This is a genomic window from Clostridium homopropionicum DSM 5847 (genome assembly GCF_001263795.1).
GTDB lineage: Bacteria > Bacillota > Clostridia > Clostridiales > Clostridiaceae > Clostridium_H > Clostridium_H homopropionicum.
Window position 1 is genome coordinate 1 of the sequence record NZ_LHUR01000006.1, and the last position, 2426, is coordinate 2426.

Annotated in this window: 1 protein-coding gene; it reads left to right on the top strand. The window is 31.9% G+C overall.

Annotated features, from left to right (window positions below; translation table 11 throughout):
- The first annotated feature begins 511 nt into the window (after positions 1-511).
- Positions 512-2314 carry a group II intron reverse transcriptase/maturase gene (ltrA, locus tag CLHOM_RS01065; RefSeq protein ID WP_074782720.1) on the top strand — a complete coding sequence of 601 codons (1803 nt, stop codon included), beginning with the start codon at positions 512-514 and terminating at the stop codon, positions 2312-2314.
- Positions 2315-2426 lie beyond the last annotated feature (112 nt).

The following is a 2426-nucleotide window of genomic DNA, read 5'->3' on the forward strand; positions in this document are numbered from 1 at the left end:
TGTGTGCGTCCGTAAGGACATAAAAATATCGCCCCACAGGGGTTATAGACTGGAGAGTTGTCTATATGGTTACTTGACTGACCTTTGAGGGAAACCAAATATAAGGGAACACAGCACGTCAAGAAAGCACATACTTTGAATAAATTGGTTGACAGGGTGATGTGCGAAACCAAGTGTAATATGGCTAAGGCTGAATTGTTTGAACCTAGTTTCTTGTCCATAAAAGAGTTGGGTATGTGAAAACCAATTGATACACATACGAGAAACATTACAGAGATTAAGGCAGTCAATTTCTGTAATCTCCATGATTTCTCAAGCACATCAGCGATGTGTTAAAGGAACGAAAGGGAGCCTAAGTTACACTAATATATTTTTATGACTAAACGGAGATAGCCTAAGTGGTTTTAATCATATGGCTACGGAGTTTTCGTAGTAGTCAGAGGTAGGGAAAGCCTACTACAGGGCGAAGGAAAACAGGTTGTTTGATTGAAAAATTATGGAGGTATGCGAAATGCAAAAAGCTGAAGTGGTTTTATCAATACTAAAAGAAAATTCTAGAAAAGATGAAGCCTATGTATTTGACAGACTTTATAGAAATTTATTTAATGAAGATTTTTTCTTAAATGCTTACAGGGAAGTATATGCAAAAGAAGGTAATATGACTAAGGGAACTGACGGAAATACAATTGATGGATTTGGCTATAATCTTATTGAAGAATTAATTGAAAAGTTAAAAAGTGAAACCTATTATCCTAATCCAGTAAGAAGAACCTATATTCCGAAGAAGAAGGGAGGAAAACGACCGTTAGGTATACCATCTTTTCAAGATAAATTGGTTCAAGAAGTAGTAAAGCAAATAATTGAAAGTATATATGAGCCTATATTTAGTGATACATCTCATGGATTTAGACCTAAAAGAAGTTGTCATACCGCACTTTATCAAATAAAAGAAAGGTGCAAAGGAGTAAATTGGTTTATAGAAGGTGATATTAAAGGCTTTTTCGATAACATGAACCAAGAAATATTAATTGGGATATTAAAGAAAAAAATAAAAGATGGTAGACTTATAGAATTGATTAATAGGTTTCTTAAAGCTGGATATCTTGAATTTAATGAAGTTCAAGAGTCACTAACTGGAACACCTCAAGGTGGAATTATTAGTCCGATATTATCCAATATTTATCTACATGAGCTAGATAAGTTTATGGAAAGTCTGCAAAAAGAATATAACACTAAATGTGAAAAAAATAGGAATCCTGAATATCATAGAACAAGAACTCTGAGGGACTATCATAAGAAAAAAGGAAATATTGATAGAGCAAAAGAGTTGGCAGCAAAACTTAGAAAAATACCTGCTCAAGACCCTTTTGACAAAGAATTTAAAAGAGTTATTTATGTAAGATATGCAGATGATTTCATAGTTGGTATTAGTGGTAATAAGAAATTTGCAGAAGAAATAAGGGATAGGATAAAGCTGTTTTTACAAGATAATCTAAAATTGCAGTTGAGTATGGAAAAAACGCTTATAACACACACAGTAAAAGAAAGAGCCAAATTCCTAGGTTATGAAATAAATAAAGCAATAAATAATGATAAGTTAGTCAAAAATACCAGAGGATTTAAAACAAGGGCAGTAAATGGAAAAATACAATTATTAGTACCTCAAGAGGTAGTGAATAATAAGATAAAACCTTTCAGAAAAAATAATAAGCCACACCAAAGAAATGACAGAGTTTATCTTGATGTTAAGGAAATAATTTCAAAATACAATGATGAAATTAGAGGATTGTATAATTATTACTGTCTTGCAACAGATGTAAGCACAAAACTTTATAAATTCAAGTACTATCACTATTACAGTATGGTGAGAACTATAGCAAAAAAAGAAAGGATATCAATAAAAAAAGTTGTAGCTAAATATGGAATAGAAGTTCCAAGAAAAGAAGGTACAGGAACAACAAGGGTTGTAGGTATTAGATATAATAACAGCAGTGGGATGAAGTTAATGACATATTTTAATGATTCATTAACTAAAGTAAGGAAACCTCTTACAATAGTAGATGATACTATAAAAGTAAAAGGTGAAGAAATAATAAAAAGACTAAACTCTAATACCTGTGAATTATGTGGATTTAAGAGCAACAACAGAAACGATTTTGGTGTCCACCATGTTAGAAAGCTAAAAGAGGTACTTGAAAAATATAAAAAGCCTAGTATTATTCCACCAATGTGGGTTTTAGTAATGCAAGGTATCAGAAGAAAAACTTTAGTGGTATGTAAAGAATGTCATAAGGAAATTCATAAAATAGAATAATTTTTTTTTAGAAACAACTGGCGAGCCGAATACATTGAAAGGTGTACGTTCGGTTCTGAGGGAGGGCTATATAAATCTACCTATAAGGAAAGGCGATATAGTTCTACCCTAC

Coding starts and splice junctions, on each gene's coding strand:
- ltrA (WP_074782720.1), top strand. CDS start 512: ATGCAAAAAGCTGAAGTGGTTTTATCAATACTAAAAGAAAATTCTAGA.